The 22,680-nt window shown below is 65.5% G+C and carries 21 protein-coding genes; 3 read left to right on the forward strand and 18 right to left on the reverse strand.

The window, feature by feature from the left end; translation table 11 throughout:
- Nucleotides 1–31: 31 nt before the first annotated feature.
- Nucleotides 32–937, reverse strand: coding sequence for an NAD(P)H-dependent oxidoreductase (locus FIU94_RS15945; protein WP_152466712.1), 906 nt, complete (start codon nucleotides 935–937; stop codon nucleotides 32–34).
- 104 nt (nucleotides 938–1,041) lie between these two features.
- On the opposite strand from FIU94_RS15945, the gene FIU94_RS15950 reads away from it, so the two are divergent.
- Nucleotides 1,042–1,422, forward strand: coding sequence for a helix-turn-helix domain-containing protein (locus FIU94_RS15950; RefSeq protein ID WP_152466713.1), 381 nt, complete (start codon nucleotides 1,042–1,044; stop codon nucleotides 1,420–1,422).
- 27 nt (nucleotides 1,423–1,449) lie between these two features.
- On the opposite strand, the gene FIU94_RS15955 is transcribed toward FIU94_RS15950, so the two are convergent.
- The 16 genes from FIU94_RS15955 to thpD all read right to left on the reverse strand — a co-directional run bounded on the left by FIU94_RS15955 (nucleotide 1,450) and on the right by thpD (nucleotide 18,856).
- A complete protein-coding gene (locus FIU94_RS15955; protein WP_254702563.1) occupies nucleotides 1,450–3,135 on the reverse strand; it encodes a chloride channel protein in 1,686 nt (561 codons plus the stop codon).
- A 79-nt stretch (nucleotides 3,136–3,214) separates the two neighbouring features.
- Nucleotides 3,215–4,864, reverse strand: coding sequence for a DNA repair protein RecN (gene recN / locus FIU94_RS15960; RefSeq protein WP_152466715.1), 1,650 nt, complete (start codon nucleotides 4,862–4,864; stop codon nucleotides 3,215–3,217).
- A 38-nt stretch (nucleotides 4,865–4,902) separates the two neighbouring features.
- Entirely contained in the window at nucleotides 4,903–5,772 is an 870-nt protein-coding gene (locus FIU94_RS15965; RefSeq protein ID WP_152466716.1) for an outer membrane protein assembly factor BamD, read from the reverse strand.
- A gap of 203 nt (nucleotides 5,773–5,975) precedes the next feature.
- Nucleotides 5,976–6,896, reverse strand: a complete 921-nt coding sequence (lpxC, locus tag FIU94_RS15970) for a UDP-3-O-acyl-N-acetylglucosamine deacetylase (protein WP_152466717.1) — start codon at nucleotides 6,894–6,896, stop codon at nucleotides 5,976–5,978.
- A gap of 206 nt (nucleotides 6,897–7,102) precedes the next feature.
- Nucleotides 7,103–8,755 carry a cell division protein FtsZ gene (ftsZ, locus tag FIU94_RS15975; protein ID WP_152466718.1) on the reverse strand — a complete coding sequence of 551 codons (1,653 nt, stop codon included), beginning with the start codon at nucleotides 8,753–8,755 and terminating at the stop codon, nucleotides 7,103–7,105.
- A 175-nt stretch (nucleotides 8,756–8,930) separates the two neighbouring features.
- Nucleotides 8,931–10,265, reverse strand: a complete 1,335-nt coding sequence (gene ftsA, locus FIU94_RS15980) for a cell division protein FtsA (RefSeq protein WP_172975926.1) — start codon at nucleotides 10,263–10,265, stop codon at nucleotides 8,931–8,933.
- A 30-nt stretch (nucleotides 10,266–10,295) separates the two neighbouring features.
- Nucleotides 10,296–11,183: a cell division protein FtsQ/DivIB gene (locus FIU94_RS15985; protein WP_152466719.1), complete on the reverse strand. Its 888-nt coding sequence runs from the start codon at nucleotides 11,181–11,183 to the stop codon at nucleotides 10,296–10,298.
- The gene (locus FIU94_RS15990; protein WP_152466720.1) at nucleotides 11,171–12,088 is read right to left on the reverse strand and encodes a D-alanine--D-alanine ligase; all 918 of its coding nucleotides are present in this window, start codon (nucleotides 12,086–12,088) and stop codon (nucleotides 11,171–11,173) included. Before FIU94_RS15990 ends, FIU94_RS15985 begins: the two co-directional genes overlap by 13 nt.
- Nucleotides 12,089–12,157: 69 nt before the next feature.
- Nucleotides 12,158–13,105, reverse strand: coding sequence for a UDP-N-acetylmuramate dehydrogenase (gene murB, locus FIU94_RS15995; RefSeq protein ID WP_152466721.1), 948 nt, complete (start codon nucleotides 13,103–13,105; stop codon nucleotides 12,158–12,160).
- A gap of 50 nt (nucleotides 13,106–13,155) precedes the next feature.
- Entirely contained in the window at nucleotides 13,156–13,449 is a 294-nt protein-coding gene (locus tag FIU94_RS16000) for a hypothetical protein (RefSeq protein WP_152466722.1), read from the reverse strand.
- Nucleotides 13,446–13,718 carry a DUF2484 family protein gene (locus FIU94_RS16005; RefSeq protein WP_152466724.1) on the reverse strand — a complete coding sequence of 91 codons (273 nt, stop codon included), beginning with the start codon at nucleotides 13,716–13,718 and terminating at the stop codon, nucleotides 13,446–13,448. Before FIU94_RS16005 ends, FIU94_RS16000 begins: the two co-directional genes overlap by 4 nt.
- Nucleotides 13,715–13,966 carry a DUF2484 family protein gene (locus FIU94_RS16010; RefSeq protein ID WP_152466726.1) on the reverse strand — a complete coding sequence of 84 codons (252 nt, stop codon included), beginning with the start codon at nucleotides 13,964–13,966 and terminating at the stop codon, nucleotides 13,715–13,717. Before FIU94_RS16010 ends, FIU94_RS16005 begins: the two co-directional genes overlap by 4 nt.
- A gap of 121 nt (nucleotides 13,967–14,087) precedes the next feature.
- Nucleotides 14,088–15,509 carry a UDP-N-acetylmuramate--L-alanine ligase gene (murC, locus tag FIU94_RS16015; RefSeq protein ID WP_152466728.1) on the reverse strand — a complete coding sequence of 474 codons (1,422 nt, stop codon included), beginning with the start codon at nucleotides 15,507–15,509 and terminating at the stop codon, nucleotides 14,088–14,090.
- Entirely contained in the window at nucleotides 15,506–16,606 is a 1,101-nt protein-coding gene (locus FIU94_RS16020; protein WP_152466730.1) for a UDP-N-acetylglucosamine--N-acetylmuramyl-(pentapeptide) pyrophosphoryl-undecaprenol N-acetylglucosamine transferase, read from the reverse strand. The genes murC and FIU94_RS16020 overlap by 4 nt, the downstream gene beginning before the upstream one ends.
- 26 nt (nucleotides 16,607–16,632) lie before the next feature.
- Entirely contained in the window at nucleotides 16,633–17,802 is a 1,170-nt protein-coding gene (gene ftsW / locus FIU94_RS16025; RefSeq protein WP_152466731.1) for a putative lipid II flippase FtsW, read from the reverse strand.
- Nucleotides 17,803–17,911: 109 nt separating this feature from the next.
- Nucleotides 17,912–18,856: an ectoine hydroxylase gene (gene thpD, locus FIU94_RS16030; protein ID WP_152466733.1), complete on the reverse strand. Its 945-nt coding sequence runs from the start codon at nucleotides 18,854–18,856 to the stop codon at nucleotides 17,912–17,914.
- 158 nt (nucleotides 18,857–19,014) lie between these two features.
- Between thpD and FIU94_RS16035 the strand changes: the two genes are divergently transcribed.
- Nucleotides 19,015–20,202 (forward strand): NAD(P)/FAD-dependent oxidoreductase, encoded by a 1,188-nt coding sequence (locus FIU94_RS16035; RefSeq protein WP_152466735.1) that lies wholly within the window; start codon nucleotides 19,015–19,017, stop codon nucleotides 20,200–20,202.
- Nucleotides 20,203–20,224: 22 nt separating this feature from the next.
- Here FIU94_RS16035 and murD read toward each other — a convergent pair whose 3' ends face one another.
- The gene (gene murD, locus FIU94_RS16040; protein WP_152466737.1) at nucleotides 20,225–21,634 is read right to left on the reverse strand and encodes a UDP-N-acetylmuramoyl-L-alanine--D-glutamate ligase; all 1,410 of its coding nucleotides are present in this window, start codon (nucleotides 21,632–21,634) and stop codon (nucleotides 20,225–20,227) included.
- A 74-nt stretch (nucleotides 21,635–21,708) separates the two neighbouring features.
- Between murD and FIU94_RS16045 the strand changes: the two genes are divergently transcribed.
- Nucleotides 21,709–22,620, forward strand: a complete 912-nt coding sequence (locus FIU94_RS16045; protein WP_152467101.1) for a glutaminase — start codon at nucleotides 21,709–21,711, stop codon at nucleotides 22,618–22,620.
- Nucleotides 22,621–22,680: the final 60 nt, after the last annotated feature.

Consider the following 22,680-nt stretch of genomic DNA (forward strand, 5'->3'; position numbering starts at 1 on the left):
CCGTGGAAACCTGCGGCGCGGCCGGTCCCGGTCAGGCACCAACCTGTCCATCAGAAAGCGCCGAGCGCGCCGTGCGGAGGCTGCGCCCCCACCACAGCAGCTGGTCCAGCATCTTGTCTGCCGATCTATCCAGATGGGCGAAATCCGACAGTTGCTTTTCGCCTTTGGAAACCGTCAGGTAATCGGCGAAATTGATGTGAACCGCGGTCTGCATCGATACCATCTCCAGCTCTGCGGCGATGCCCCTGACATGTTCCACCGCCCGTGCCCCGCCAACGCCACCGTATCCGATCAGCCCCGCTGGTTTGCGTCGCCATTCCGCGTGATCCAGCGCATTCTTCAGAACGGCGGTGGGTCCGTGATTATATTCGGCGACCGTGAACAGATAGGCGTCGAATTCGGCGATGCGGGCACGGAAGCTGTCGACCGCCTGGCGTTGCACATCAGTCGCTGGCGGGTCGCCGAAAAACGGCAAGTTTACATCGCGCAGGTCGATCTCTTGCACATCGAAGCCGCGTTGAACCGCCTTCCGAGCGATCCAGCTTGCGGGTTTGTCGGCGAACCGGCCGTCACGGGTGCTGCCGGTGATCACCGCGAGGCGAAGCGAAGGGTCTTCGCGACGACCGCTGAACGCGCCAACCATCGACACCGGCATTGAATCGACATGCGCGACCAGGGGTTCGATCCGTTTCAGGTGCGCGGCGAATTCCGGTGATCCTGCCCATTTCTCCTTGGCCTCTTTCGAGCGGAAACTGGTGACGATCACCAGCCGACTGCCGTCCGCCGCGCGGTATAGCGCGTTGCCAAGCCAGCCGGTCTCTGTGGCCTTCTCGCGCAGTTTCTCGATCTCATCGCGCTGCAATTCCAGCAGTGCGTCGACGTCGCCGCCTGTCGGTGTGAACGTGTTTATCAGTGTCTGAATGGTTTGGCCTGTCATTGATATCGGTCCTTGCTTTGAGTGTGATTCCACTTCATTCCCTTGGCTTACTTTATGTAAGTCGCTAACAAACAGAAGACCCGGTATTATTGTAAGGAACCGACATGCAAGTAAGTGCTGCGCCCCCAGATCCGTCTGATCCGATGCATGCCGATTGCCCCGGTCGCGAGGTGTTCAAGCTCATTACGGGCCGTTGGACCTTGCTGGTCCTATGGTCGTTGAAATCGGGCCCTGTCCGGTTTCATCGCATTCGGGATGCGGTCGAGGGCATCAGCGAAAGGGTACTGTCGAGTACGCTCAAGGATCTTTGCCGTCACGGCCTGATCGACCGTCATGTCGACCCAAGCGTGCCGCCAAAGGTCAGTTACAGCCTCACGCAGATCGGGGAAGGTCTGCTTGACGTCATGGGGCAGCTGACAGGCTGGATTGCCCGCGAGCTGCAGAATATCGACGCGGCGAAACGGCAATATGACGAAGACCGGTAGCCTGTCAGATCTGACAGTCTGAAACGCTCAACTGTGTTCTTCGGCTGCGGTCGCGGCCAGCGCCCGATTGTAGGCTTTCAGCGCGTCCACATGGAACAGCGCCCCCAACAGTTCCGGGGTGGTGTCCGCCGAAATCGACACGACCGGAATAAAGCGTGCACCGGAGCTTTCGAAAATCGGCATGGCCGATTCGAGTGTCGCCGTGGCGTCGATATAGGTGCCTTCGTCGATCAACTGCCAGCACTCCTCCGGCGCGGGCGCGCGCGGATCGTCGGGACGCCGCATCACCCGCGCCGCCGTGAACATCGCCAGCAGGTAGGCCTGCGGTCCGGCGGCAAGGTGAATGCCCCGCCGTTCGATCTGCGTGAGGAAGAAGCTGCGATCCACCAACCGACTGCCAAGCGCCGTGGACATGCTGACCGCCACCATGACCGCCAGGCCGGTCTGCCAGTCGCCGGTCATCTCGAACACGATCAGGGTGGTCGAAATCGGCGCGCCCAGCACGGCTGCGGCAACCGCCCCCATACCCGCCAGCGCATAAAGGCTCGAAGAGCCGGAAAAATCCGGGAGCACCCCCGTCGCGATCAGCCCAAAGCCCAGCCCCGTCAGCGCCCCGATCATCAGCGAGGGTGAAAACACACCGCCCCCCATGCGACCGCCCAATGTGATTGCCACGGCGGCGACCTTGAGAACGGTGAAAACGATCACCTCATTCAGCACCAGCGACCCCGTCAGCGCACGCGATGTGGTCTCGTATCCCACCCCGATGATGTGCGGAAACCAAAGCGCGATCACACCCAGCATGCCGCCCGCCACCATGGGCCGCAGCCAGCGGGGCAGACCGGTGCGCCCCTGAAGGTAGTTGCCGAAATCCTCGGCCCAGAAGATGCTGCGCATCAGCGCCACCGCGACGACGCCGCAGGTCAGCCCCAGCAGCAGAAAGGCGGGCAGTTCCACGTAGAATTGGAGGTCGCCGTAGGTGGGCAGGGCAAATTCGGTCACACCGCCGAATTCCAGCCGGTTGATCACCGTCCCGGCAGCCGAGGCGATGACAATCGGGGCAAAGGCATGTACCGCGAAATGCCGCAGCACGACTTCCAGCGCAAACAGCGCCCCGGCGATGGGCGCGTTGAAACTTGCCGAAACCGCCGCCGCCACCGCGCACCCCAAGAGGTCCCGCCCGTTGACGCCATCGGCATGAATCAACCTGCTGATCTTGGTCGAGATCACCGCCGCCAGATTGACCACCGGTCCTTCCCGGCCCGAAGACCCCCCGGTGCTGAGCGTGATCAGCGATGCCACCGCCGAGGCAAGACCCGCGCGGGTTTCCACCCTGCCCTCGTGCAGGGCCGCCCCGAGGATCACGTCGCCCACCGTCCGCGCCCGCGCGTCCGCCGTGAAGTGATGCAGGATCAGCCCCACGACCAGACCGCCGATGGCCGGGATCAGCACGACCCAGTACCACTCCAGCCCCGAAATAAAGCTGTGCAGCGTGTTGACGTCTTCGGTCCCGTAGAGGGTGGACTGCAACCAGTTGATGCTCTTGCGGAAGAACAATGCGGCGAAACCGGCGGCGATGCCGATCACCAGCGCGATGAACCAGAACTGTATCTTGCCGGGGCCCTGAGTCTTGAGAACCTGCCAGCCCTGACGGCAGGCGTTGGACACGTCGCGGACCTGACCGGCCACAAAGGATTTGTCCGCCTCGCTCACCGGTCCCGCCCTGCGCACGCCGATGCCGCCGCGACCGCTCTGGGCCGGCAGGACAGCGGGCGGGTCAAGGACAGATGGGTCATCCCGCCAATAACGCCTCTGCCGCGGCGCGGGCCGCATCCGTCACCTGATCGCCGGACAACATGCGCGCCACCTCATCCACCCGCTCTGGCTGGCTCAGCTGCACAACGGTCGATGTGGTCAGGCCCCGGCTCACCGCCTTGGCCACGCGCCAGTGATGCGCACCCAGTGCCGCAACCTGCGGCGAATGGGTCACGACCAGCACCTGACCCTCTTCTGCCAGGGCGGACAGCCGTCGGCCCACCGCATCCGCCGTGGCCCCGCCGACGCCGCGGTCGATCTCGTCAAAGATCAGGGTGAGACCGGATTGCCGCTGCGTGAGGCAGACCTTCAGCGCCAACAGGAACCGGCTGAGTTCCCCCCCGGACGCGATCTTGCCCAAAGGACCGGCAGGTGCGCCGGGGTTGGTGGCCACGGTGAACGCAACCGCGTCGCGCCCCTCCGGCCCCGGCTCTTCGGGTTCGATCCGGGTCTCGAAAACCGCACGCTCCATCTTGAGCGGGGCCAGTTCCGCCGTGACCGCCTTGTCCAGCTTCCGGGCGGCCTTGGCCCGTGCCGCGCTCAGCGCCTCGGCCGCAGCGTCGTAATCCGCCTGCGCATCGCGCACCGCATGTTCCAGTCCGGCCTGCGCGGCCTCGCCTGCGTCCAGCGCATCCAGCTTGGCGCGCAGCGTGCCCGCGAACCCGGCCAGATCGTCCGGCGCCACGTCATGCTTGCGCGCCAGCCCCCGGATGGCGAACAGTCGCTCTTCGGTTTCTTCCAGTTCCAGCGGGTTGAAGGACATGCCGTCGATGGCATCGGCCACGCCCGACATCGCCTCGTCCAGCTCGACCATGGCACGGTTCAGCGCGGCCATCGGCGCCTCCAGCGCCCCCTCGGCCCGCGCCGCTGCCCCATCGAGCCAGCGCAGCGCATCGCCCAGGGCCCTTTCGGCCCCGTTCTGGCCCATGATCTCGTAGGCGTTGACCACATCGGCGCGGATCTTCTCGGCGCTTTGCATCAGGCGCCGACGGGTGTCGAGCGCCGCTTCCTCGCCCTCCTGCGGGTCCAGCTTGTCCAGCTCGGCGACGGCGTGACGCAGAAATTCCTCTTCCGCCGCGATGGCCGCACGTTCCTGCGCCGCCTTGTCCGCCGCCTTGCGCGCCGCCGACAGCGCCGCCCAGGCGCTGCGGGTCTTGGCAATCGCCGCCCCGTTGCCCGCGAAATCGTCCAGGATGTTGCGGTGCCCCCGCGGGTTCAGCAACCCGCGGTCATCGTGCTGGCCGTGCAGTTCGACCAGCGTGTCCGACAACGCGCGCAGAACCTCGCCCGAACACCGGCGGTCATTCACCCAGGAGGTCTTGCGCCCGTCCGAGGTGTTGATGCGCCGCAGGATCAGCTCGTCCCCCTCCGGCAGCCCCGCTTCTTGCAGCACACGGCGCGCGGCATGGCCCGGCGGCAGATCGAACCAGGCGGTGACTTCGCCCTGTTCGGCCCCCTGCCGCACCAGATCGGCGCGCCCGCGCCAGCCCAGCACGAACCCCAGACTGTCCAGAAGAATGGATTTCCCCGCCCCGGTCTCGCCCGTCAGCACATTCAGACCCGGCTGAAAGCCAAGCTCCAGCCGATCTATGATCAGCATGTCCGAAATATCCAGTCCGCGCAGCATGACAGCTTTCCGATGGGCCGGGCGTCAACCCGGCCTGCTTACAACCACTCGCCCTTGATGGTCTGGCGGTAGATCGCGCCCAGCCAGTTATTCTTGTAGAAGGCCGGTTGCAGCCCCTGCCCGGTCAGCAGCTTGTAGCTGTCCTCGTACCAGTCGCTGCCCTGGAAGTTGTGGCCCAGGATCGCGCCCGCGGTCTGCGCCTCCTGCGTGAGGCCCAGCGACAGGTACGCTTCGACCAGACGATGCAGCGCCTCGGCGGTGTGGGTCGTGGTTTGGAAATCCTCCACCACCACACGGAACCGGTTGATCGCCGCGGTATAATGGTTGCGGCGCAGGTAATAGCGACCGATTTCCATTTCCTTGCCCGCAAGGTGGTCGAAGGCGAGGTCGAACTTGAGGATCGCCGCCTTGGCGTATTCGCTGTCCGGGTACCGTTCGATCACATCGCGCAGCGATTGCAGCGCCTGGAAGGTCAGGCCCTGATCCCGGCCAACCTCGTCGATCTGGTCATAATAGCTGAGCGCCAGCAGATACTGCGCATAGGCCGCGTCATCGTCATCGGGGTAAAAGTCGATGAACCGCTGCGCGGCAGACCGGCTGTTGGGGTAATCCTGATCCTGATGATAGGAGAACGCCTGCATGATCAGCGCACGCTTGGCCCATTCGGAATAGGGGTACAGCCGCTCGATCTCGGCGAAATAGAACGCCGCTTCCTGCGGCTGACGGCGGTTCAGCTCGAATTCGCCCCGCTCGAAGATCTGTTCCGCCGAATAGGTTTCCAGCGGAATCTCCTGCGGGTTGAAGAAATTCTTCGTGAAACGACCTGTGTCCTGACCACCGCAGGCACCAAGGGCGGCCAGCACCAACACCGCACCGATCAACCGCTTGCGCGACACCGTTCGAGACATGCGTTCCCCCTTCGTCCGGCCCTGCGACCCCGTGTTGAGCATCTGACTACCACAATATTTTGCGATGCAAAACTTGCATTACGCGCTTTGTAGCAAGGTGGCGTTCAAATGCTTCAACACGACCATGCCAGATGGCTTTGTATCGGGGATACAGCGCCTTGCAGCGCGATTCAATGGGTGTAAAGCGATACCGAGACCGCCTCTCAGGCGACCTGCGGGATCTCGTCCCAGACCAGACCGGAGCCGGGCAGACGCGCCGCCATGAGCGGGTCGCATTTGACCAGCCGGACAGCGTCCGGCGTTGCGAAAAGCGCGCGAAGCAGCGTGTTGGTCAGCGAATGACCCGCCCGATAGCCGGTGTAATGCCCCAGGAGCGGCGCACCGGCCAGCGCGAGGTCGCCCAGCGCATCCAGCATCTTGTGACGCACCGGTTCATCCGCGTGGCGCAGACCGCCCGGCGTCAGGATCGTGTCGCCGTCCACGACGACCGCGTTTTCCGCGGTGCCGCCCAGGGCCAGACCATTGGCGTGCATCGCTTCCACGTCCGCGCGGCGGCAGAATGTCCGGCTGTCGCAAAGCTCCCGCGCGAAGGACCCGTTGTTCATCGCCAGGGTCTTTTTCTGGTGTCCGATGGCCCGATCGGCAAAGTCGATTTCGAAGTCGATACGCAGCGTGTCCGAGGGCGCCAGCGTCGCACGCGCCTCTCCGTCGGTGACGGTGACTTCCTTCAGGACTTCGAACGCCATCACGGGCGCGGCCAGCAAACGGATGCCACGCTGCATGAAGCCGCGTACAAACTGCACGGAAGACCCGTCGAGGATCGGCACTTCGGGGCCGTCAATCTCGACCAATGCGTTGTGGATGCCGCACCCGGCGAGCGCCGCCATGATGTGTTCGACCGTGGAAACATGCAGGCCCGCCGCGTTCTCCAGCTTGGTGCACAGCGGCGACCGGTTGACCGCGTCCCAGCGTGCAGGGATCAGCCTGTCACCCAGCGCGATGTCTGTCCGCTTGAACCAGATGCCGTGATGCGCGCTGGCGGGATTCACTGTCACGGTGGCCGGCGCGCCCGAGTGCAGGCCATGACCGCCGAAGGAGATCGGGGATTTGATGGTTGTTTGCACGTGCTCGTCCTCAAGGTTCATAGATCGTTGTCTAAGTTGAACCCAGAACTAGGGGGCCTGTTCACTTCACTCAACTCAATCTTTGCAACCGACTGAAACATGTCTGTCACATATGCGCGCAATCGCGCCCTACCGATTACAAACCTTTGATAAAAAAGGAAAAGGGCCGCCCGAGGGCGACCCTTTGTTACACAATATGTGAGGTCTTAGTTTGCCTGACGGCGCAGAAACGCGGGAATTTCGATGCGTTCCTGATCCGGATCCGCCTCCTGCGAGGGCTGCGGCGCGGCAGATGCGCCGCGCTGCGGCGCCTGCTGGACCGGTGGCTGCTGGCGCACCGGACGCGGCTGAGCCTGGGCGTGGCTCTCGCCCTCGGCATGGCCCGTCATGCGGTTGATCAGGGAATTGATGCCAAACCGCGGCTTGTCCTGACCACCCGACGCCGCCTGTTGCGGGCGGGGCTGCTGGGCTGCGGGCCGGGACTGTTCGGGGTTGGCCTTCTGGGCCGCGGCGCGCAGGCGGGCCAGCGCCTCGGGCGACGGCGTGCCGGGCGCGGGAGCGCGCGGTGCAACATAGGCTTCCGGCTTGGCTTCCGCTTCTGCCTCGATGCTGTCTTCTTCCTGACGCGGCTCAAAGGCGGCAACCTGCGGCTGGTAGGCCGGTGGCGGCAGATCGTCGTCCTGCGTGCTGTCCTCGGCAAAGATGTCCTCGGCCTGCTCTTCAGCTGCGACGCGCTGCACGTCCATGTCTTCGAACAGCGGCTTCTGGCTGTCCTGCGCGGTCGACGCGGCAACGGAGGCCGCGGGTGCTGCGGGCGCGTCCTCGGTCACGGTCTGCGGTTTCAGCGGCTGGCTCATGGAGCGGCGCGGCACCGGAATGTCGGTGTTCACGTCGGTCGCGTCGATGCCGGTGGCCACGACGCTCACGCGCATCACACCGCCCATGCCTTCATCCATGGTGGAACCGACAATGATGTTCGCCTCGGGATCCACTTCTTCGCGGATGCGGTTTGCGGCCTCGTCCAGTTCGAACAGGGTCAGGTCTTCGCCGCCGGTGATGTTGATCAGCACGCCCTTCGCGCCGCGCAGGCTGATTTCGTCCAGCAGCGGGTTGGCGATGGCCTTCTCGGCGGCCTGGATGGCGCGATCTTCGCCTTCCGCCTCGCCGGTGCCCATCATCGCCTTGCCCATCTCGTCCATCACCGCGCGGACGTCGGCAAAGTCGAGGTTGATCAGGCCGGGACGGACCATCAGGTCGGTCACACCTTTGACACCCTGGTACAGCACGTCATCGGCCATCGAGAAGGCTTCGGTAAAGGTCGTCTTCTCGTTCGCCAGGCGGAACAGGTTCTGGTTGGGGATGATGATCAGGGTATCGACGACCTTTTGCAGCGCCTCGACGCCGTCTTCGGCCTGGCGCATCCGCTTGGCGCCCTCGAACTGGAACGGCTTGGTCACGACACCGACGGTCAGAACGCCCAGCTCGCGCGCAGCCTGCGCGATGATCGGCGCCGCACCGGTGCCGGTGCCGCCGCCCATACCGGCGGTGATAAAGCACATGTGCGCGCCGGCCAGATGATCGACGATCTGTTCGATTGATTCTTCGGCGGCAGCCGCACCGACAGTGGCCCGCGCGCCCGCGCCCAGACCCTCTGTCACCTTGATCCCCAGCTGAACCTTGTTTTCAGCCCGCGCCTGCTGCAACGCCTGCGCGTCCGTGTTGGCCACGACGAAATCCACGCCATCCAGTTGTTTTTCGATCATATTGTTGACCGCGTTACCACCGGCGCCGCCGACACCGAAAACGGTGATGCGAGGCTTCAGATCGTCCTGTCCGGGCAATGAAAGGTTCAGTGTCATGTGCTGTCCGCCTGTTTTTTAGCCCACGTCCCATGAGCGCTTCTTCGTCATAAATTCAGGAAAGCTTAACGGTTTGAGGCCGCATCGTCACCTATAAAACACCATAATTACCCCACATGTGGGCAGAATCTTGCTGATTTTTCCCGTATGTCGGTGGACCCACTTCATATTGCGATCACCAGTTGTCTCTGAACCATTTTACCGCCCGTTTCAGCGAGCGCGCCGGGTATCTGTCGGCGGGAATGTCGAAGTCCCACCATTCGTCCTGCGGATGCGCCGCAAAGAGCGACAGACCGACGGCCGAAGCAAAGCCCGGACCGGTTGCGGCCTGTGGCAGGCCATGCACCCGCAGCGGGCGGCCCAGCCGCACCTGCTGGCCCAGGATCTTGGACGCCAGCCCGTCCAGGCCCGGGATCTGGCTGCCCCCGCCGGTCAGGACGATCTGCTGGCTGGGCAGGTGGTCGAACCCGGCAGCGTCCAGCCGCACGCGCACCTCTTCGAGGATCTCTTCGACCCGCGGGCGCATGATGCCGATCAGCTCTGCCCGGCTGGCGGTGCGGCGGTCGTGTTCGTAATCCCCCGTCTCGCCGCCGATCTCGATCATCTCGCGGTCATCCATGCCAGTGGCATGCACCCCGCCGTAGAACGTCTTGATCCGTTCGGCATTGGCCGTGGGAACCTGTAGCCCCATCGAGATGTCCGAGGTCACATGGTCCCCGCCCATCCGCACTGAATCCGCATAGATCATGTGTTTCTTGATAAAGATCGACACCCCGGTCGACCCGCCGCCCATGTCGATACAGGCGGCACCCAGTTCCTGCTCGTCCTCCACCAGTGACGAAATGCCCGACACATAGGCCGAGTTTGCGATACCTGCGAGTTCCAGGTCGCACCGCCTGATGCAATGCGCCAGGTGCTGGACGGTCGCGGCGTCGACCGTCAGCATGTGCATGTCCACCGACAGCGTATTGCCCAGCTGGCCGCGCGGGTCGATCAGGCCGGAGCGATGATCGAGCGCAAAGTTCACGGGCTGCGCGTGCAGCACCTCGCGGTCCTCGCCGTATTCCGGGACGTCGCAGCTTGCCAGCACCTGCGCCACGTCCTGCTCCGTCACCGCCTGCCCGTCCAGCTCGATCTGCGCATCCAGCCCGTAGCTGCGCGGTTCGGCGCCGGAGAAACAGGCGATCACATGATCCACGCGGATCCCGGCCATCTTCTGCGCCGCCTGCAACGCCGTGCGAATGGCGCGCTCCGTCTCGCTCATCACGCAGATTTCGCCAAAGCGCACCCCGCGCGACCGGGTGGTCGCGGCGCCGATGACGCGGAACCCCGATTGCCCCGCCAGCGATCCGATCTCGCCCTCTTCGCCCAGTTCACCACTGCCGTCAAAGCGCAGCACCAGGCAGGCGATCTTGGAGGTCCCCACATCGAGAATGGCCACGACACCCCTTTGCATCGCAATCCGGCGCATGTTCCGCATCGAGCGTTGACTGTCGTAAAGGTCCATCATCGTGTCACTGCCTTGTGATATGGCCGGGATCTAGTGTCCCGAGCTCTGTATTATGTTCCACCACGCTTCGGTGGCTTCCTGTGTCATTCTGACTGTCGGCCGCTGGGCCAGCCGCATGTCCACATGGGACACATCGCGGGTCAGCATTTCCTGCGCGCCTTCCAGCGCGATCACCCGTTCCAGCGCCCGCAGGGCATCGGTTTCGGGCAGCAGGATGCGCTGCCCGCGGTCCAGCACCACGTCCCAGCGCCGCGCCCCCATGCGCACCAGCCCCCGCACGCGATCCGCGATCGGCGCGGTCGCCTGGATCAGGATCAGCGCCTCGGGCACATGGCGGGCCGCCCCTTCGCCCGCGATCAGCGGCAGGTCGGGGCGTTCGGTGCGGCTGGCGATGGGGCCGACGGGTGCGCCGCCCTCGTCCACCAGCGTCAGACCCTCGGCGGTGCGCCAGATGGCCACCGGAACGCGGGGCATCACAATCACCTGAAGCACCCCGCCCGGCTTGATCCGGACGCTGGCGTTCTTGACACTGTTCAACGACTTTATCGTCTCGCGCACCTGCTCCAGATCCAGGTCGAAGGAGCTGAGCGGAAACTCGATCGGCACCGCCGCGCGGATGTCGGCGGCCAGCTTGTCTTCCGCGCCGTCGATGGCCATCAGCTTGACCATGAATTCCGGGCGCTCTTCGATCGCGCGGCGTGCCTCCGCGACGCCATCGACGATCCGGGCGCGGCGCGTGTCATCGGCCAGATAGATGGTACCGGCCAAAAGCGTCAGGCAGAACGGCACGCCCGCCCGCAGCATCAGCCGGAAACCCGGCGTCAGCATCAGCCGCTGCATGCGCCAGGCCCAGCGGGACGGTGCAGGATCGGCCTTCGGCGTCGTCGGGGTGTTCTTGCGGCGGATCAACGATCGCATGAGGCGTCCTCCACCATCCAGGCGCAGAGATCGGGAAACGACATGCCGCAGGCCTGCGCCTGTTCGGGCGACAGCGACGTCGCGGTCATGCCCGGTTGGGTGTTCGTCTCAAGCAGGACAAGCCCATCGGCGCCGCGCGCCTCGTCCCAGCGGAAATCGGTGCGGCTGACGCCCCGACACCCCAGCGCCTCATGGGCGCGCAGGGCGTATTCCAGGCACAGATCGAAAATGTCGGCGGGAATGTCGGCGGGCACCACATGTGTCGATCCCCCCGCCTTGTACTTGGCGTCGTAATCGTACCAGCCGGTGGTGATGATGTCGGTCACGGTCAGCGCGCGGTCGCCCATGACCGTGGTGGTCAGCTCGCGCCCCGGCGCATAGGTTTCGACCATGACGAACTCCGGCATGGCATCGTCAAGCTGCGGCGGGCCATTGTTTTCCTCGTTGACGAGGTAGACCCCCACGGAGGAGCCTTCGTTGTTCGGCTTGACCACATAGGGCGGCGCCATGACATGATGCGCGATCACCTCGGCCTTGCAGCGGATGAAGCTTTCGACCACCGGCAGGCCTGCGCGGCGGTAGACGTCCTTGCTGCGCTGCTTGTCCATCGCGAGCGATGACGCCAGCACGCCGGAGTGGCTGTAGGGGATGCCCATCCATTCAAGAAGCCCCTGCACGCAGCCATCTTCACCCCAGCGGCCATGCAGGCAATTCAGAACGGCGTCGGGCTTGAGATCGGTCAGGACCGCACAGAGGTCGCGGCCTGCATCGACCTCGACCACCTCGTATCCGCCATGTTCCCGCAGTGCGGCCGCGCACGCGCGCCCCGATGAAAGCGACACCTCGCGTTCTGCCGAGGGTCCGCCCAATAGTACCGCCACTGTCGGGTTTGTCCTGCTCGACATACCCACTGAAGTGCCTTTGTCCCGGGCCATTTTCGGCCCATTGTTATTATGGTTTTCGCCGTTTTCGGCTTATGCCTCCGCGTCCGGCCCGTCCAGAAAATCGCCGATCCGCATGATTTCCCATTCTAGCGTGATCCCGCTGGAATCGTAAACCTTTTTTCGCACCTCTTCGCCAAGGTTTTCAAGGTCGGCGGCGGTCGCGTCCTGCGCATTGATGAGGAAGTTGGAATGTTTCGGGCTCATCTGTGCGCCACCCAGCCGCGCACCGCGCATGCCCGCGTCGTCAATGACCTTCCACGCCTTCAGGTCGTGGACGTCATCGGCCTGCCCGGTGCTGGAAAAACCCGCCGGGTTGCGGAAGGTGCTCCCGGCAGAGCGGTCCCTGGTGGGCTGCGTGTCGTCCCGTTTGGCCAGCTGCGCGGCCATACGCGCATGCAGGTCCTCCGGCGCCGCGCGGGGCGGCGCGAAAACCGCGCTGACGATCACCGCGCCCTCGGCCAGATCGCTCTGGCGGTAGCGGAAGTTCAGGTCCCCCGCGGTCAGGGTCACGATTTCGCCCGCGCGGGTCACGGCCTGCGCACTGACGAAGTGATCCGCGGTGTAGCTGCCGTAACAACCGGCGTTCATGCGCACCGCGCCGCCGATGCTGCCGGGAATGGTGCGCAGAAACGTCAGGTCCAGCCCCGCATCCGCTGCTTTCCGGGCCACATGCGCATCCAGCGCGGCGGCCCCCGCGATCACATGCCCGCCGCTGATCTCGATCCCGTTGAAGCCCCGCCCGAGCCGGATCACCACCGCCCGCAGCCCGCCGTCGCGCACGATCAGGTTGGATCCGACGCCCATCGGAAAAACCGCCACGTCACGGGGCAAAGCGGCCAGAAAACCGCTCAGGTCGTCAAGATCGGCAGGCTGGAACAGGTGGTCCGCCGGGCCGCCCACGCGCAACCATGTCAGATCGCTCAGCATGCGCCGAGCCGTGAGTTTGCCGCGCACGACCGGAAGATGTGTGTTGCTCATGCCGCTGGATTAGCCGCATTGTCGGCACCCGTCAAACGGACGCTGCCCGGTCAGGATGTCGTGTCGTCGACCCGGCTGGCGCGGAACTGGCGCACCACCCGGCCCACCAGCCAGCCCGCGCCAAAGGCACAAAGGCCATAGAGCGTCAGCGCCGCCTGCGCCATCAGCGCATGCCCCTCCAGCGGGCGCGCGTCCAGATGCAGGGCCATCCACAGCATGTTCAGCGCCAGTCCCACCAGAAGGACACCGACAAATCCCATCGGCCTCACGCGGTAGCCCTGAATGGCGCAGGCCAGCATCCAAGCCCCGAGGATCGCCACAAGGATGACGACGGTGCCGGTCATTCGGCGGGCCCTTTGATGTCCCCCTGATCCACCCCCCGGCGCAGCCAGCGCATGAGGTAGATCACCGGCCAGCGCAGCACCGAACAGCCCCCCGCCAGCACCAGCAGTCCCACCCAGGGACCGTGCTGCATGGTGACATAGCCCAGTATCGGGATGCCGATGGCAATCAGCACATAGGCATTTCGCCAGTGGTGGTCCCGGCTTGGCGTCATCGCGATCACATTCGCCGCCAAGGCCCAGAAACAGGCCAGCACCAGTGATGGGCTCACTGGGGCACCTCAAAGTCGCGCCCGCGCAGACGCGCCAGCAGATAGCGCAGAGGGTTGCGGTACATTGAGATGAAGGCGGCCAGCGCCAGCATTCCCATGAACCAGCCCACATGGGAAACAATCGCCACGATCAGCACCGGCGCCGCCATCAGCAGCGCCACACCCGGCACATATTGCTGGCGCATCGGCAGCATCGCCACCGCGGCCGAAGCCAGCACCCACAGAACCGAAATCCATAAAAGCGTCATGCCCGCAGCTCCTTCTTCTTCTTCCTCAAGCCGTCGCCCGCTTGTCGGGGCGTTCCGATCAGCCGGCTGGCGGGGTAGGACCACGCGCATACGGCAGAATTATGTCCCGGACCGCCGCCGCTCAGGCCGCGGCCCCCTTCAGCGCCTGAAGCTTTTCGGGCAGCGCATTGGCCCAGCCGCTGATCGTCCCGGCGCCAAGGCACACCACCATGTCGCCCGGTCTGGCCTGTTCCCGCACCAGCCGCAGCAGGTCGCTTTCGTCCCGGACCGCGCGGGCATGACGATGGCCGTGGCGGATCAGCCCCGCCACGAGGCTGTCGCGATCCGCGCCCTCGATCAGGTCCTCGCCTGCGGCATAGACATCTGCAATGCCGACCACATCGGCATCGTTGAAACAGGCGCAGAATTCATCGAAGTGATGGCTCAGCCGCGAATACCGGTGCGGCTGATGAACCGCGATCACCCGCCCCTCGGTCGCCTGGCGCGCGGCTTTCAACACGGCCGCGATCTCGACCGGATGGTGGCCGTAGTCGTCGATGATGGTCACTCCATCCACTTCGCCCACCTTGGTAAAGCGGCGGTTCACCCCGCCGAAGCTCTTCAACGCGGCGCGGATCTCGTCCCGCTTCATGCCCAGATGGCGTGCCACCGCGACCGCGCTCAGGGCGTTGGACACATTGTGGTCGCCCGGCATCGGCAATTCGCACCCTTCGATCACGGCCCCTTCGGCCTGGAGGTGGATGTCGAAATGCGCCACACCGGCCTTGTAGGTCAGGTTGCGCGCCCGCACATCCGCCTGCGCGTTGAAGCCATAGGTCACGACCCGGCGGTCTGTGATCTTGCCCACCAGCCTTTGCACCTCGTCATGATCGGTGCAGCAGACCGCAAGCCCGTAGAAGGGAATGTTCGACACGAAGTCCAGAAACCCCTGGCGCAGCCGGTCGAAATCGCCCCAGTGCTCCATATGCTCGGGGTCGATGTTGGTGACGATCGCAATGGTCGCGGGCAGCCGGTTGAAGGTGCCGTCGCTCTCGTCGGCCTCGACCACCATCCATTCGCCCTGCCCCATCCGCGCGTTGGAGCCGTAGGCGTGGATGATGCCGCCATTCACGACGGTCGGGTCGATGCCGCCCTTGACCAGCAGTTCCGCGACCATCGTGGTCGTCGTCGTCTTGCCATGGGTGCCCGCCACGGCGATGTTGGACTTCAGCCGCATCAGTTCGCCCAGCATTTCGGCGCGACGCACGATGGGCAGGCCCTTGAGCCGCGCGGCGTCCAGTTCCGCGTTGCCCTTCTTGATCGCCGAAGAGATGACCACCACCTCCGCGTTCTCGATGTTCTCGGCGCGCTGGCCTTCGAAAATCGTAGCGCCCAGATCCGCCAGCCGGTCGGTGATCTTGCTGGCCTTCAGGTCGGACCCCTGCACCCGGTAGCCGTGGTTGATCAGCACTTCGGCGATGCCCGACATGCCGATCCCGCCGATGCCGACGAAATGGATCGGCCCGACATCGGTGGGCAGTTTGGTGGCTGCTGCTGCGTTCATCTGCGTGTTCCTTCCTGCGCCAGGGTCTCGACCATCTGAGCCAGCGCCTCCGCTGCCTCGGGCTTGCCCACGGCATGGGCGGCCCGCGACATCTGCAAGGCCGCGTCGGGCTGTTCGAGAATGCTCTGTATCTGTTCGGCCAGCGCGTCGGTGCTGAGCTGGCTCTCCGGGATCATGATCGCCGCGCCCGCCTCTACCAGGCCGCGCGCATTGGCGGTCTGGTGATCGCCCGTCGCGGCGGCAAAGGGGATCAGGATCGACGGTCGGCCGATCACCGAGATATCCGCGACCGAGGACGCCCCCGACCGGCTGATGACCAGCTGCGCCTCCGACATCCGGCGCGGCACATCGTCAAAGAACGGCTGCACGTCCGCATCAATGGCGTTCTCGGCATAATAATCGGCGACCCGCTGGCCGTCCTCGTCGCGGGCCTGATGGCTGACGCGGATGTTCTTGAGCATGGCGAGCGGCAGCGCAGCAAGCGCGGCGGGCACCACATCGCTGAGAATGCGCGCGCCCTGCGAGCCCCCCATCACCAGCACCTCCATCGGGTAGTCCCCCGGCGGGATATAGCCCGCACCGGCACGGTCCAGCACCGCGGCACGCACCGGGTTGCCCACGTGCACCCCTTCCACGCCCTCGGGCAGGTTTGTCGGCCAGGTCCCGCAGGCCATCGCATCGACCCGCTTGGCAAAGATCGTATTGACCCGGCCCAGCACGCCGTTCTGTTCATGGATCATGCGCGGCACCCGCAACAGGGTTGCCGCCGACAGCGCCGGGATGCTGGGGTAGCCGCCAAAGCCGACCACCACCGCGGGCCGGTCCCGCATCATGCGCATCGCGGCACCCAATGCCCCCGCGCCGATGCGCAGCGGCACCATCGCCTTGGCCAGCACGCCGCCGCGCGCAAAGGTGGCGGAGCTGACCTGCTGGATGTCGACCTCAGCCGGGAATCCGCCGGTGTAGCGCGCCCCGCGTGCGTCGGTGGACAGACGCACCCGCCAGCCGCGCGCCAGCATCACCTCTGCCAGGGCCTGCGCGGGGAACATGTGGCCCCCGGTGCCGCCGGCTGCGATGATCAACAAGGGTGCGGTCATGGTGTCCTCCGTCCGGCGGCGCGGGGCTAGCGGCCCCGGCCCCGGCCAAGAATGTCAGAAATTTCGCCCTGCGGCCTGCTGCGGGTGAACGCCAGAAGCATGCCCACGGCAATGCCAGAGGCGATTACCGACGACCCGCCGTAGCTGACGAACGGCAGTGTCATGCCCTTGGCCGGCAACAGCCGCACCGCCACGCCCATGTTTATCATGGCCTGCACGCCGAAGATACAGGCAAGCCCGGTCCCCGCCAGCCGGATGAAGGGATCACGCTCGCGCACCAGGCGCAGCAGCGAGCGCACGACGATCCCGGTGTAGAGCGCGATGATGCACAGCACCAGCACCAGCCCGTATTCCTCGGCCGCGACGGCGATGATGAAATCGGTATGGGCATCGGGAAGCGACCATTTCACCTCGCCCTCGCCAACGCCCACGCCAAAGAAGCCGCCCTCGATGATGGCGTTGGTGGCATAGCCCAACTGCGTGGTCGGATCGACGTCGGGGCTGAGAAAGCCGTCGATCCGCCGCGCGAAGTGTTCGGAGTTGGAATAGGCAAAGCTGCCCGCCATCACCACCATACCGGCCATGCCCACCAGCAGCGTCATCGGCGCACCGGCGACGAAATACATCACGCCCCAGCCGAACAGCACCAGACAGGCCTGACCGAAATCGGGCTGCAGCGCCAGCATCAGCACGATGGACATGCACAGCGCAAAGGACCACGCCTTGCCCGGCGGGCCGTTGATCTCGACGCTGGCCGCCATCAACCAGGCGGTCACGACGATGAAACCGGGTTTGAGAAATTCAGAGGGCTGCACGCTGGCAAAGCCCAGCGAATACCAGCGCGTCGCCCCCTTGCCAAAGTCGGTCCCCAGAAAGGGCAGCAACGCAAGCGCCACGAAAGCCCCGACAAAGCCGATCACCGCCAGCCGCCGCACCACCACGGGTGACATCATGGACGTCAGGATCATCGCCAGGATCGCCAGACCGCCGAAAAACGCCTGCCGCTGGACATAGTGGAACGGATCGAACCCGTTCTTGGCCGCCAGCGGCGGCGAAGCGGCCAGCCCCAGCAACATGCCGACCGCGAACAGCATCAGCACGCAGGACAGCGCCCACCTGTCAACGGTACGCCACCATTTGGGAAGAATCGGCTCGCCTTCCCGAACGGGAACCGCGCCATAGACCATCTCTGTCATGGATACACTGCCTCAGACTGCCTCTTGCCCCTCTTTTCCCGGGGGCGTTTGAGCCAGTATAGCAGCAGTTTTCCCCGGTGGGAAGCGTTCTGCGCCCACCGGGTGACGATCAGTCTACCAGCCTGCCCGAAATGGGCCGGATCGCCTCTGGTGTTTCCCGGTTCGCCAGGAATTCCGGGCGCGGCGCAGGGGCCGCGTAGGGCTGCACCAGCGCGTTCGACATCGCGTTGTAGACGAAGAACCCGTTGGCCCGCGGATCGGGCGTGATGTTCCCGTTCGAGCCGTGCAAGGTGTTGCAGTCGAAAAAGATCACCGTGCCGGTGTCCCCTTCGGCCGACGCGATGCCGCCCGCCTTTTGCGCCATCCGGTCGATCGTGCCGGGCTGCGGCACGCCCACCTTCTGCTCTTTCAGCGAGGTTTCGTGGTTGTCCTCGGGTGTCTCGCCGACGCAGCTGATGAACACGGCCTGCGATCCCGGCACCAGCAGAAGCGGGCCATTGTGCGGCCCGTTCGGCGTCAGCAGCACCGAGGCCGACACCGCGCGCATCCGCGGCATCCCGTCTTCGGCATGCCAGGTCTCGAAATCCGAATGCCAGTAGAACTCTTTCCCGGCGAACCCCGGTTTGTAGTTCAACCGCGACTGGTGCAGGTACACGTCGTCGCCCAAAAGGAACTCGGCCACGCCAGCCAGGCGGCGATCGCAGGCCAGACGGCGGAATGCCTTGGAATGCTGGTCGAGGCGAAAGACCGTGCGCACCGCGTCGCTGTCGGGTTCGCGAATGAGGTCGTCGTCGGGGATATCCCCGCCGCCCTCGCGCAGCTTGTCGGCGGTCTCGGTCAGCATCTTCAGCTCTTCCGCGTCGAACATATCGCGGCGCACCAGGTACCCGTTCTCGGCGTACTGCTCCGCCTCGTCCTTGCCGATCGGCGCGTCCTCGGACCACTCCGACCACAGCACGGGGTCCTTGCGCGCGCTCAGTCGTTCCTCGCCCGGCACCCGGGTCGGATAATCGTCCTGAGCAGTCAGCATATCGTGTCGTGTCTGGATGTTCATGTGACTCCTCCGTTTGTCTTGAGTTTCGAGACGTCAACACCCCCCGAGCGCCCCGTGTTCCAAACACAAGCAAATGAGGTCGCCAGCCCATGCCCGCGCCCTGCACCTTGACGCCCCTGCACCTTGACGGCCCCGCCCCGCTGAGGCACGGGAACCGCATGAACGTCACCACCCTCATTCTCGGCGCCGGTGCCGCCGGCATGATGTGCGCGGCCCATGCCGGGCCGGATACGCTCGTCGTCGATCACGCCAAGGCACCGGGCGAAAAGATCCGCATCTCGGGCGGCGGGCGCTGCAACTTCACCAACCTCCATGCCGCAGCCAACAATTTTCTCGGCCAGAACCCGCATTTCCAGAAATCCGCGCTCAGCCGTTACACCCAGTGGGATTTCATCGACCTGCTGTCCCGCCACGGCATCACCTGGCACGAAAAGACGCTGGGCCAGCTGTTCTGCGATGGCAAATCCCCCCAGATCATCCAGATGCTGCGGGATGAAATGGACGCCGCCGGGGCCATGCTCTGGTTGCAGACCACCGTGGGCGAGATCAGCCATGACGGCACGCACTTCACCGTCACGCTCGATCGCGAGGGCAAGCGCCAGACGGTCACTGCCCGCAACCTTGTCCTGGCGGCGGGCGGCAAGTCGATCCCGGCCATGGGCGCAACCGGCCTCGCCTACGACATCGCCCGCCAGTTCGGCCATGCCGTCACCGACACGCGCCCCGCCCTCGTGCCGCTCACCTTCTCCGACCAGCGATTTGCGCCCATCTCCGGTGTCGCCGCCCCGGCCCGCGTCACCGCAGGCGATACCAGCTTTACCGAAGCCGTGCTTTTCACCCATCGGGGCCTTTCCGGGCCTGCCATCCTGCAAGCGTCGTCCTACTGGCGCGAGGGCGAGGCCATCACCCTCGACCTCGACCCCGGCGCAACGCTCTACGACACCCTGCGCAGCCAGCGTCAGGCCGAAGGCCGACGCGCCGTCACCACCGAGCTTGCCCGCCACCTGCCCGCCCGCCTGGTCGAGCACCTGACCCCCGCGCTCGCCCTTGCGGGCAATCTCGCCGATCAGTCCGACACGCGGCTGACGGAAATAACCGATGCCCTGCGCCAATGGCGCCTCAGGCCCACCGGCTCCGAAGGCTACCGCACCGCCGAGGTCACGCTTGGCGGTATCGCCACCGACCGGATCTCAAGCAAGACCATGCAAAGCCGCGACGTGCCCGGCCTCTACATGATCGGCGAGGCCGTGGATGTCACCGGCTGGCTCGGCGGCTACAATTTCCAATGGGCCTGGTCCTCCGGCTGGGCCGCCGGTACCGCCATCGCCGCAGCTTCGCCACGCTGATTGCCCTGAGAAGCCGCCCCCGTCAGCCCCGGGCAGTCCCGGTCGCCGCCGCAACACAGGCCGCAAAATCCTCACCCCGTCGCTCGAAGCTGTCGTATTGATCGAAACTTGCCGCCGCCGGGGCCAGCAGCACCACATCGCCCCGCTCTGCCTCCGCCACGGCCCGGGCGACCGCCGCCTCCATCGTGCCGCAGACCTCGGCCTCCACGTTCAGCTGCATGGCGAAGGCGGCCGCCTCCCGCCCGATGACATAGGCCTTTCGCACGCCGCCGGTGGCACCGGCCAGCCCGGCCAGCCCGCCTTCCTTTTCCAGCCCGCCGCAGATCCAGCGAATATTGTCAAACGCCGCCAATGCCTTGGCCGCGGAATCCACATTCGTCGCCTTGCTGTCGTTGACATAGCGCACGCCATTGGCCTCCGCGATGGTCTGGGACCGGTGCGGCAACCCGCCAAAGGTGTGCAACGCCGCCTCGATCACCCGTGGGGCCAGCCCAAGCGACCGGCAGGCGGCATAGGCGGCGCAGGCGTTCTGATGGTTGTGCGCCCCCGGCAATCCCGCGACCCCGCGCAGATCCACCGACGCGACCTGCTTGCCCTTGCGATACTCCGACAAGAACCCCTTGCGGGCAAAGACCTGCCAGCCCGGTCCGGTCAGCTTGCGCGTCACGCTGACGCGGATCACCCGGTCATCGGCCCGGCCTTCGGTCATCTGCCCGGCCAGGTACTGCCCCTCCACCTCATCCACGCCGATCACCGCACGGTCCGGCCCGCCCTCGGCAAAGAGCCTGCGCTTGGCCGCGAAATAGCCGCCCATCCCATGGTGCCGGTCCAGGTGATCGGGACTGAGGTTGGTAAAGACCGCCACATCCGGCGTCAGCGCCCGCGCCAGGTCGGTCTGATAGCTGCTCAGCTCCAGCACCACGACCTCGCCTTCCACCGCCGGTTCCAGGTCCAGCACCCCGCGCCCGATGTTTCCGGCCAGCTGACAGGGGCGCCCGACATGTTCCAGAATGTGATGGATCAGGGCCGAGGTGGTGGATTTTCCGTTTGACCCGGTCACCGCAACCACCCGCGGCATCACGTCGAAGCCATCCCAGTCCGACGTTGCAAAGCTTTGAAAGAATAGGCCGATGTCGTTGTCCACCGGAACGCCCGCTTCCAGCGCGGCCTGCACCACGGGGTTCGGCGCGGGATACAGATGCGGAATGCCGGGGCTGACGACCAGCCGCGCGATGGCATCGAAGGCACCCGGCGCCTTCAGATCCGCGCAGGTCAGCCCCTCGGCCTCGGCCCGGGACCGGGCTTCGGCGTTGTCGTCCCAGCACAGCGGCGTCGCACCGCCCGCCGCCAGCGCCCGCGCCGCCGCCAGGCCGGAACGCCCCAGCCCCAGGACCGCCACTTGCGCGCCTTCCAAGCCTCGTACTGGAATCATCTCGTTACCCCTGTTACCCGTTGATGCGCAGAATGGTCGCAACGCGCGCCCTTCACAACCCGGAGCGCCGCGAAATGCCGAACCTCGACAGCGTGCTGCAAGACCTCGACCGCGACGCCCGCGCCGCAGCGGACTGGGGCGACGTCGCGGCGTATATCCCGCAGCTCGCCCAGGTCGACCCGGCGCAATTCGCGGTCTCTGTGGTGACCGCCGACGGCAGGCTTCACCAGGCAGGCGACCACCAGGTCCCCTTTTCGGTCCAGTCGATCACCAAGGTCTTTACCCTGGCCATCGCGCTTGGCCGGACGGGCGACCAGCTCTGGACGCGGGTGGGCCGCGAACCCTCGGGCCGGGCCTTCAACTCCATCGTCCAGCTGGAGCAGGAAAATGGCCGCCCCCGCAATCCCTTCATCAATGCGGGCGCCATCGTCACGACCGACGCGGTGCTGGGCAACCGCGCCCCGCGCGAAGCACTGGCCGAGATCATCCGCTTCCTGCGCACCGCGGCGGGGTCCGAGGACATCCACATCAACGATACCGTCGCCGCTTCGGAAACCGACTTCGGCCACCGCAACTTTGCCCTCGCGCATTTTCTCGCCGCCCATGACAACCTGACCAACAGCCCCGACAAGGTGCTGGGGACCTACTTTCACCACTGCGCGATCGAGATGACGACCGCGCAGCTGGCCATGGCCGGGCGGTTCCTGGTGCATGCGCCCGACCTGCCGCGCCTCGTCTCGCCCCGGCGCATCCGGCGGCTGAACGCGATGATGCTGACCTGCGGGCATTACGACGGTTCGGGCGATTTCGCCTACCGCGTCGGCATTCCGGGCAAGAGCGGCGTGGGCGGCGGCATCCTTGCCATCGTTCCCCATGTCGCCGCCATCGCGGTCTGGAGCCCGGGTCTCAACCGCTACGGCAATTCCCACCGCGGCACCGAGGCACTGGCCCGGCTCACGACCCTGATGGACTGGTCGATCTTCTGACCCGCAGCTTCATTGTTCCGAAAATACACAAGGAGGTGTGGAGGCAGCGCCTCCACCGGC

This window comes from Sulfitobacter sp. THAF37 (assembly GCF_009363555.1).
Taxonomy (GTDB): Bacteria; Pseudomonadota; Alphaproteobacteria; order Rhodobacterales; family Rhodobacteraceae; genus Sulfitobacter.

What these genes read in the sequence shown, in the direction of transcription:
- murD (WP_152466737.1), bottom strand. Translation starts at nt 21,634, where the DNA reads ATGATTCCAGTACGAGGCTTGGAAGGCGCGCAAGTGGCGGTCCTGGGG.
- FIU94_RS16020 (WP_152466730.1), bottom strand. Translation starts at nt 16,606, where the DNA reads ATGACCGCACCCTTGTTGATCATCGCAGCCGGCGGCACCGGGGGCCAC.
- FIU94_RS15985 (WP_152466719.1), bottom strand. Translation starts at nt 11,183, where the DNA reads ATGCGATCGTTGATCCGCCGCAAGAACACCCCGACGACGCCGAAGGCC.
- FIU94_RS15990 (WP_152466720.1), bottom strand. Translation starts at nt 12,088, where the DNA reads ATGTCGAGCAGGACAAACCCGACAGTGGCGGTACTATTGGGCGGACCC.
- ftsW (WP_152466731.1), bottom strand. Translation starts at nt 17,802, where the DNA reads ATGACAGAGATGGTCTATGGCGCGGTTCCCGTTCGGGAAGGCGAGCCG.
- FIU94_RS15945 (WP_152466712.1), bottom strand. Translation starts at nt 937, where the DNA reads ATGACAGGCCAAACCATTCAGACACTGATAAACACGTTCACACCGACA.
- FIU94_RS16010 (WP_152466726.1), bottom strand. Translation starts at nt 13,966, where the DNA reads ATGACGCTTTTATGGATTTCGGTTCTGTGGGTGCTGGCTTCGGCCGCG.
- FIU94_RS15965 (WP_152466716.1), bottom strand. Translation starts at nt 5,772, where the DNA reads ATGTCTCGAACGGTGTCGCGCAAGCGGTTGATCGGTGCGGTGTTGGTG.
- ftsZ (WP_152466718.1), bottom strand. Translation starts at nt 8,755, where the DNA reads ATGACACTGAACCTTTCATTGCCCGGACAGGACGATCTGAAGCCTCGC.
- murB (WP_152466721.1), bottom strand. Translation starts at nt 13,105, where the DNA reads ATGAGCAACACACATCTTCCGGTCGTGCGCGGCAAACTCACGGCTCGG.
- ftsA (WP_172975926.1), bottom strand. Translation starts at nt 10,265, where the DNA reads ATGATGGACCTTTACGACAGTCAACGCTCGATGCGGAACATGCGCCGG.
- recN (WP_152466715.1), bottom strand. Translation starts at nt 4,864, where the DNA reads ATGCTGCGCGGACTGGATATTTCGGACATGCTGATCATAGATCGGCTG.
- FIU94_RS16045 (WP_152467101.1), top strand. Translation starts at nt 21,709, where the DNA reads ATGCCGAACCTCGACAGCGTGCTGCAAGACCTCGACCGCGACGCCCGC.
- FIU94_RS16035 (WP_152466735.1), top strand. Translation starts at nt 19,015, where the DNA reads ATGAACGTCACCACCCTCATTCTCGGCGCCGGTGCCGCCGGCATGATG.
- FIU94_RS15950 (WP_152466713.1), top strand. Translation starts at nt 1,042, where the DNA reads ATGCAAGTAAGTGCTGCGCCCCCAGATCCGTCTGATCCGATGCATGCC.
- FIU94_RS16000 (WP_152466722.1), bottom strand. Translation starts at nt 13,449, where the DNA reads ATGACCGGCACCGTCGTCATCCTTGTGGCGATCCTCGGGGCTTGGATG.
- murC (WP_152466728.1), bottom strand. Translation starts at nt 15,509, where the DNA reads ATGAACGCAGCAGCAGCCACCAAACTGCCCACCGATGTCGGGCCGATC.
- thpD (WP_152466733.1), bottom strand. Translation starts at nt 18,856, where the DNA reads ATGAACATCCAGACACGACACGATATGCTGACTGCTCAGGACGATTAT.